7 protein-coding genes are annotated in these 6,054 nt (G+C 69.1%); 1 reads left to right on the forward strand and 6 read right to left on the reverse strand.

The window, feature by feature from the left end:
• Position 1 precedes the first annotated feature (1 nt).
• Both AC5YDV_RS07885 and AC5YDV_RS07890 read right to left on the reverse strand, forming a co-directional pair.
• Positions 2-136: a hypothetical protein gene (locus tag AC5YDV_RS07885; RefSeq protein ID WP_496182666.1), complete on the reverse strand. Its 135-nt coding sequence runs from the start codon at positions 134-136 to the stop codon at positions 2-4.
• 77 nt (positions 137-213) lie between these two features.
• Positions 214-1,167 (reverse strand): glycerophosphodiester phosphodiesterase family protein, encoded by a 954-nt coding sequence (locus AC5YDV_RS07890; RefSeq protein WP_496192462.1) that lies wholly within the window; start codon positions 1,165-1,167, stop codon positions 214-216.
• A gap of 95 nt (positions 1,168-1,262) precedes the next feature.
• Here AC5YDV_RS07890 and AC5YDV_RS07895 point away from each other — a divergent pair, with 95 nt between their 5' ends.
• Entirely contained in the window at positions 1,263-2,957 is a 1,695-nt protein-coding gene (locus tag AC5YDV_RS07895; protein WP_496192463.1) for a fumarate hydratase, read from the forward strand.
• Between the two features lie 33 nt (positions 2,958-2,990).
• On the opposite strand, the gene AC5YDV_RS07900 is transcribed toward AC5YDV_RS07895, so the two are convergent.
• The 4 genes from AC5YDV_RS07900 to AC5YDV_RS07915 are packed head-to-tail and all read right to left on the reverse strand — an operon-like array spanning position 2,991 to position 5,810.
• On the reverse strand, positions 2,991-3,455 hold the full coding sequence (locus tag AC5YDV_RS07900; protein ID WP_496182669.1) for a hemerythrin domain-containing protein: 465 nt from the start codon (positions 3,453-3,455) through the stop codon (positions 2,991-2,993).
• Between the two features lie 9 nt (positions 3,456-3,464).
• The gene (locus tag AC5YDV_RS07905; protein ID WP_496182670.1) at positions 3,465-3,812 is read right to left on the reverse strand and encodes a hypothetical protein; all 348 of its coding nucleotides are present in this window, start codon (positions 3,810-3,812) and stop codon (positions 3,465-3,467) included.
• A 31-nt stretch (positions 3,813-3,843) separates the two neighbouring features.
• Positions 3,844-4,740 carry an alpha/beta hydrolase gene (locus tag AC5YDV_RS07910; protein ID WP_496182671.1) on the reverse strand — a complete coding sequence of 299 codons (897 nt, stop codon included), beginning with the start codon at positions 4,738-4,740 and terminating at the stop codon, positions 3,844-3,846.
• 14 nt (positions 4,741-4,754) lie between these two features.
• Positions 4,755-5,810: an IS110 family RNA-guided transposase gene (locus AC5YDV_RS07915; RefSeq protein ID WP_496182335.1), complete on the reverse strand. Its 1,056-nt coding sequence runs from the start codon at positions 5,808-5,810 to the stop codon at positions 4,755-4,757.
• Between the last annotated feature and the right edge of the window lie 244 nt (positions 5,811-6,054).

Consider the following 6,054-nt stretch of genomic DNA (forward strand, 5'->3'; position numbering starts at 1 on the left):
ATCAGGCCCCCACGACCAGGAACGCGGAGACCACCAGCGCCAGCCCGGCCAGGATCGCCAGGCCGCCGAGCACGAGCCCGACGATGGCGACGACCTTGAACCAGTCCCGGCGCCGCTCGGGCTGTTGCTCATCCACGGCGCCAGCGTACCCACCGCGCCGGACCCGACCGACGCCGGGCCGGACCGACGCCAGGGCCGCGCCCCGGCCGTCCGTCAGGGGCGTTCGAGCCGGGCCCGCAGGTCGCGCAGCAACCAGGGCAGCTCGGTCTGGACGGCGGTGATGCCGAGGTCCATGATCCGCGACCACGCGGCGGCCGGGTTCTCGGCGATGGCCTTCTCGTCGTCGTAGCCCCCGAACAGCGGAATGCCGGTCGTCAGGGTCTCCGAGTTGACCCAGCTGAGCAGGCGGTCGCGGTCCAACTGCTCGATGGTGTCCTTCTGGAACCACGGGTAGTCCTCGTCGTGGGCGATGAGCTCCACCCCGACGAGGTTGATGTCGTCGTCGTGGATCGGGAGGCCCTGCACCTCCTCGAGGGTGGAACAGATGGCGAGCACCGGGTACTTCGTCCGGTGCTGGCGCAAGCGCTCGATCGCGTCGTACTCCCACGCGGGCACCTTCAGCAGCACCTGGCTCGTCATCCCGAGCCCGTCCAGCACGCGCAGCAGGGTCGGCCACCGCCACCAGGACCGGTCGAGCGCGAACACGACCGGAAGTCCCCGGAATTCCCCCAGCAGCTTCTTCAGGCGCTCCACGCGGGCACGGTGCCCGGGGCGGTCCTTCCACCGATAGGTCAGGTCGTTGATCTCGGAGGTCGTCATCGTCTGGATGTTGCGGTCCACGCCCAACAGTTCGTTCTCGAACCCGTCGTGGAACGCGTAGAAGCTGTGGTCGACGCTGCTCGACACGTCGATCTTCACCACGTCGGCCCCCGACAGGAGCGCGGCACGGACGGCCAGGGTCGTGTTGCTGGGGATGGTGCCCACCGCAACGCCGCCATGGGACACGACGAGGGGTCGATGCGCCTGCGCCAACTCGTTCAACAACGCGTTGGTGTCTGCGTGCGCCGGATCTCCGAACAAACCATCTCTCCTTGTCAGGAAGACGGGCGGCAGTGCCCGGCCGACACGCAGTGTATCCGGGGCCACGTCCGCGGGCTGCTGCTTCATCGAGTATTCGGACAAAGTCCGTGCGGACAGCGCGGGGCGGCCCGGCCCGGGCCCCTGTGGGAGAATGACCCCTGCCTGCGACGAAGGAGTGGAAAATGGCCGAGTTCCTCTACGAAGACATGCTTCCGATCGGTGCCGACGAGACGCCGTACCGTCTGGTCACGACCGACGGCATCGAGACCGTGGAGGGGCCGGACGGCCGACAGTTCCTGAAGATCGCCCCGGAGGTCTTCTCCCAGCTCGCGGAGACGGCGATGCACGACATCGCGCACTACCTGCGTCCGGCGCACCTCGCCCAGCTGCGCAGGATCATGGACGACCCCGAGGCGTCCGACAACGACAAGTTCGTCGCGCTCGACCTGCTGAAGAACGCCAACATCGCCGCCGGCGGCGTCCTGCCCATGTGCCAGGACACCGGCACCGCGATCGTGATGGGCAAGCGCGGCCAGCACGTCCTCACCGAGGGCACGGACGAACGCCCGCTCAGCCAGGGCATCTACGACGCCTACACCAAGCTCAACCTGCGCTACTCGCAGAACGCCCCGATCACCATGTGGGAGGAGAGGAACACCGGTTCCAACCTGCCCGCGCAGGTCGAGCTCTACGCCGACACCCAGCCGGGCCACGAGAACCAGTACAAGTTCCTGTTCATGGCCAAGGGCGGCGGTTCGGCGAACAAGAGCTACCTCTACCAGGAGACCAAGGCGGTCCTGAACGAGGACGCGATGATGCGCTTCCTCGACGAGAAGCTCCGCGCACTCGGCACCGCGGCCTGCCCGCCGTACCACCTCGCGATCGTCGTCGGCGGCACCTCGGCGGAGTTCGCGCTGAAGACCGCCAAGTACGCGTCCGCGAAGTACCTCGACTCGCTGCCGACCTCGGGCTCGATGAGCGCGCACGGCTTCCGCGACGTCGAGTTCGAGCAGAAGGTGCTCAAGCTCACCCAGGACTTCGGCATCGGCGCCCAGTTCGGCGGCAAGTACTTCTGCCATGACGTTCGCGTGATCCGGCTGCCGCGCCACGGGGCGTCCCTGCCGATCGCGATCGCCGTCTCCTGCTCCGCCGACCGCCAGTGCCTGGCCAAGATCACGCCCGAGGGCGCGTTCATCGAGCAGCTCGAGATGGAGCCGGCGAAGTACCTGCCGGACGTCGTCCCGGCCGACCTGGACGCCGAGGCGTCAGGGGTGTCGGGCACCGGCAAGGGGGCCGCGGTGAAGATCGACCTGAGCCGGCCGATGGACGAGATCCTGGCCGAGCTCTCCAAGCACCCGGTGAAGACCCGCGTCTCGCTGACCGGCACCGTCGTCGTCGCCCGCGACATCGCGCACGCCAAGATCAAGGAGCGCCTCGACCGCGGCGAGGAGATGCCGCAGTACCTCAAGGACCACCCGGTCTACTACGCCGGTCCCGCCAAGACGCCTGCGGGGATGGCGTCCGGCTCGTTCGGCCCCACCACCGCCGGACGCATGGACTCCTACGTCGCGCAGTTCCAGGCCGCCGGAGGCTCGAAGGTCATGCTGGCCAAGGGCAACCGCTCCCAGGCCGTGACGGACGCCTGCGCCACCCACGGCGGCTTCTACCTCGGGTCGATCGGTGGCCCCGCGGCTCGCCTCGCCCAGGACTGCATCAAGTCCGTCGAGGTGCTGGAGTACCCCGAGCTGGGCATGGAGGCGGTCTGGAAGATCGAGGTCGAGGACTTCCCGGCGTTCATCGTCGTGGACGACAAGGGCAACGACTTCTTCGCCGAGGTCACCAAGCCGGTGCTGCTGCAGGTGGCCAAGCGCGCCTGATCACGCGCGAGAGGGGGGCCGGGTCTGGTGGGGTCAGCCGAACCGGCCCGCCATCTCGCACACCCAGTCGCTCGGCCGAGGGGACGCCAGCGCGGCCTGCACGCGGGCGATGGCGTCAGCGTCCAGCACCTGGTCACCGCCGGGATAGAGGATGCGCTCCTCCTTCAGGTTGTGCGCCTCCAGCACCTCGACCAGGAGGTTCCAGCGGTCGGTGACGTCCTCACCGATGGCGACGCCGGCTTCGATGGCGTCCAGCGCGTCCCACAGCTGCCCGTGCTCGCGCAGCATCACCATGATCGGGCCCACGAACCCGGCCTCGCGCAGCGGCGGGAAGTGCTCCTCCTCCTCGACCCAGATGTGGTGGCGCAGCCCCTCGGCTCCGGCCACCAACTCCGCGAGGTCCGGCTCGCCCGCCTCCAGGGACGCCGCGAACGCCGCCAGATGGGCGTCGATGCGGCGGTGGTCATCCTCGAGGGCAGCCCCGACGGTCTGGTCCATGCTCAGGGCTCAGCCCTGCTCGGACGCCGTGGCGTCCGGCTCGTCGGGGAGTCCACCCTCGGTGTCCGATTCGTTGTACCCGTACGCGACGTGGGCGGCCGGGTCGGCCTGCTCCTGGGTGACGCGTTCGTCGATCGACTCGTGCACCCCCGGCGGGTCGGTGTGCAGTTCGGCGTCCACCGGCACGTTGGGGTCATCCGGGACCATCTGCGCCGCGTCCGCGCCGTCGTACACCAGCTCGCGGGTGTCGAGGTCCTCGGCGGTCACCTGGCCGTAGGGGCGGTTGGCGTCGGCCGTCTCCACGGGGTCCAGATCCTCGAGGCCGTCGAGGTTGCCGTCCTGTGCGTCCATGCTCATCCACCCAGCGTGACGAGCGACACGCTCACATTCAAGAGCCCCGCAGGAACGCGTCCACGCGGGCGATGTAGCCCGGACGGTCCAAGAAGTATCCGCCGCAGTGGTAGGTGTCCTCGAACGTGACGAACGTGCAGGCCGGACCAGCGGCGTCCGCCAATTGCTCGGCGTGCGCGTAGGGGATCACCTGGTCGTCGGTCGCGTGCATCAGCAGGACGGGACGCGGTGCGAGCCGCGCGATGGCGTCCAGCGGCCGGACCTGGGCGTACGAGTAGCCGTGGCGCAGCCGGTTGACGAGGTCCGCGACCGGCAGGATCGGCCGCGACGGCAGGCGGAGGCGCCGGTAGCTGGCCGCCACGACGTCGCCCAACGACGTGAACGGCGAGTCGAGCACGAACGCCGACACGCGCGGGTCGTCCGCGCCCTCGAGGATCGCCGTCGACGCGCCCATCGAGAACCCCACGACCGCGATACGGGCGTCCGGACGCCGACGCGCGGCCAGGTCGATGGCGGCGCGGAGGTCCGCCTGCTCGTGGTGCGACAGGGACAGGGGGCCGTCGCCCGAATCACCGTTGCCCCGGAAGTCGAACAGGAGCACCGTGTGGCCGGCGCGCCACAGGCCCGAGCCGATCCCGAGCAGGTCGGACTTGCTGCCGCGGTGCCCGTGGGCGCACACGACCACGAGCTCGGAGTCGGGCCGGTCGAGCCACCACCCGGCCAGCGGGACGCCGTCGGCGGAGGCGAAGCGGACGCCCTCGGCGTCCGCCCGCACTTCGAAGGGGGTGAACGCGTAGTCGGGAAACGCGCGCCGCGGGCCGTTCAGCCGCCACGCGGTGAAGCCGGCCACGCCCAGGGCCCCGAGCCCGAAGCCCGTGGCGAGCGAGGCGGCGGCGGTGGCCATGCGGCGGCGGGGGATGCGGCGGCGGGGCATGCGTTTCTCCTATGTCAAGCGGCTGCCGGGATGCAGGTCCCGAGGGTCGCTTCGTGGTCGGTCTTCAGGGTGTTGTAGACGATGCGGGCGAGGCGTCGTTTGAGGCAGCGCAGGGCTTCGGGGGTGGACATGCCCTCGGCCTTCTTCCGTTCGTAGTACACCTTCCCGAGGCCGCCTGCCAGCCGGATCTGGGTGAGGGCGATCCGATGGATCGCCACGTTCAGCTGCCGGTTGCCGGACCTGGTCAACCGGACCCGTCCTTCGGTCCGGCCAGACCACACCGGGATCGGTGCGATCCCGGCATGCCGGGCGAACTTGGCCTCGGTCGCGAACCGCGTGACACCTGCTGTCTCGCCGACCAGCTTGGCCGCGGTCAACACCCCGCAGCCAGGCATGGCCACCAACGAAGGGGCCACCCTGACCACCGAGGCGGCAATCCTGCGCTCCAGCTCGTTGACCCGACGCGTGAGCGCAACGACGTCGTCGAGCTCCGCCAAGGCCAACTCGGCCACGATCCCCGGCAAACCCACCAGCCACCCACGCAAGGCCTGTTGGGTGGCCTGACGGTCAAGCGACCGGGGCGCCGGCACACGCTCGGGGTCGAGTTCATGGATCCGCCACAACAAGCTGTTGATGATCCTGGTCCTGGTCGACACCAACGATTCCCGGTAGTCAACCAGCAGTTTCAACTCCCGTGACCCCTCATCGTGCGACGCAACCGGCAGATCGGGTTCCCGCAAGAACGCCCGCGCCACCGCCAACGCGTCGATCGGATCAGACTTCCCCCGCGTCCGTGCGACCCGACGCTGCTCGGCCATCATCTTCGGCGGCACCCGCACCACCTTCTGCCCGACCGTGAGCAGGTCACGTTCCAAGCGGGCCGACAGGTGCCGGCAGTCCTCGATGGCCCACACCAACTCGGCCCCGAACTCGCCGGTGGCCCAGGCCCACGCCTTCGCGTGCCCCTCGCTGGTCGCTTTCACCGTGAACTGGCCCAGCTTGCGGCCGACCTCGTCGACCGCAACGAACGTGTGGGCCTGCTTGTGAACATCCACACCAACGACAACCATGGTGGTTGCCTCCTTTCACCTGATCAGTGGAGGACGGTCGGAACCGGTCGGCGGACACATCTCAGTGGGGGCGATGCCACGCTCCTATCAAGTCACGCCGGCCGGTTCCTTCCCACCAGCCGACGGCAAAACGCATGGACGCCACATCCCCACAAAAAGGACTCCCGGCACGAAGCCTAAGAACCAGCCGACTGATGGTCAGGATCCAACCACCGCAACCGCGGTACCACCACCCTGACACTGA

The organism is Propioniciclava sp. LT432, from assembly GCF_059515965.1.

Coding starts and splice junctions, on each gene's coding strand:
- AC5YDV_RS07890 (WP_496192462.1), bottom strand. CDS start 1,167: ATGAAGCAGCAGCCCGCGGACGTGGCCCCGGATACACTGCGTGTCGGC.
- AC5YDV_RS07895 (WP_496192463.1), top strand. CDS start 1,263: ATGGCCGAGTTCCTCTACGAAGACATGCTTCCGATCGGTGCCGACGAG.
- AC5YDV_RS07900 (WP_496182669.1), bottom strand. CDS start 3,455: ATGGACCAGACCGTCGGGGCTGCCCTCGAGGATGACCACCGCCGCATC.
- AC5YDV_RS07905 (WP_496182670.1), bottom strand. CDS start 3,812: ATGAGCATGGACGCACAGGACGGCAACCTCGACGGCCTCGAGGATCTG.
- AC5YDV_RS07910 (WP_496182671.1), bottom strand. CDS start 4,740: ATGCCCCGCCGCCGCATCCCCCGCCGCCGCATGGCCACCGCCGCCGCC.
- AC5YDV_RS07915 (WP_496182335.1), bottom strand. CDS start 5,810: ATGGTTGTCGTTGGTGTGGATGTTCACAAGCAGGCCCACACGTTCGTT.